The organism is Vibrio sp. Vb1554 (genome assembly GCF_033344235.1).
The window spans coordinates 1-1,102 of the sequence record NZ_JAWPOJ010000393.1 but is presented as its reverse complement, the minus strand read 5'-3'; the positions used below and the strand labels follow the sequence as shown (position 1 = coordinate 1,102).

Genomic DNA, 1,102 nt, shown 5'->3' with positions numbered 1-1,102 from the left:
CTTCCTTTACCTATAAAATCTACATAAATAGGTATTTCAGACAAATTGGCGGTATTCTAAAGATGGACTGCAAACCTGTCAACACACAATGAAAAATAAATTATCTTTTTCTAAAGAGTAATAGCATTTACTAGCAATAAGCCCCAAAAACACAAGTTTCCACCACCTGCAAACTTTGAAGATGGTTCTTTTTTTAGATTTTACAAATTTGAACTTTTTATAGATCACAAATTTTTATGAGATTTTCACGCAAACGTTAATCACAACAAAACAACATCAACTTTTAAGCAGTTAAGACAAATAAAACAACCAAGCCAGCAAAAATACACACAAACAAGTTCAAAACTGACGCTCTACAATACTCATTTTATTTACATAACTTTCTTCAAATACAAAAAAGCCGGCTTACGCCGGCGAATAATTATGTATTTAAAGCTCATTCAAACCAAGCACATCGGTCATGGTATAAAAGCCCGCCGGCTTGGAATGTAGCCACACTGCAGCCTTCACGGCACCATTAGCAAAAGTCATGCGGTCCGTCGCTTTGTGCGTTATTTCGACTCGCTCACCAATATCAGCAAACATTGCTGTGTGCTCGCCGACAATGTCACCTGCACGAATGGTTGCAAAACCGATCTCATCTTTAGTACGCTCACCAGTAATGCCTTCACGCGCATACACCGCAACATCACTTAACTTGTTGCCCATAGCGCCAGCAATCGCCTCACCCATACCAATCGCAGTACCTGACGGAGCATCAACTTTATGGCGGTGATGAGCTTCGACAATCTCGACATCGCAGTAATCACCCATTACTTTTGCAGCTTTCTCAAGCAACTTAAATACTAGGTTCACACCAACAGAGTAGTTAGGAGCCATCACAACAGGTACGTGCTTCGCAACTGCATCAATCAGTGCTCGCTCTTCTTCACTAAAGCCAGTGGTACCAATTACGATAGACTTCCCATGCTGTTTACATAACTCTAAGTTCGCTAACGTACTTACTGGAGCGGTAAAGTCGATAACAACATCAAAATTGTCGACCTCTTTCTCTAGGTCATCGGTCAGGAAAACATCGAACTTTCCTTCACCACAAAGTTCA

The 1,102-nt window shown here is 40.7% G+C and carries 1 protein-coding gene; it reads right to left on the bottom strand.

From position 1 onward, the window contains the following. Positions 1-429: 429 nt before the first annotated feature. The coding region (gene dapB / locus R8N28_RS26555; RefSeq protein ID WP_318183833.1) for a 4-hydroxy-tetrahydrodipicolinate reductase at positions 430-1,102 on the bottom strand (673 nt) is incomplete at its 5' end.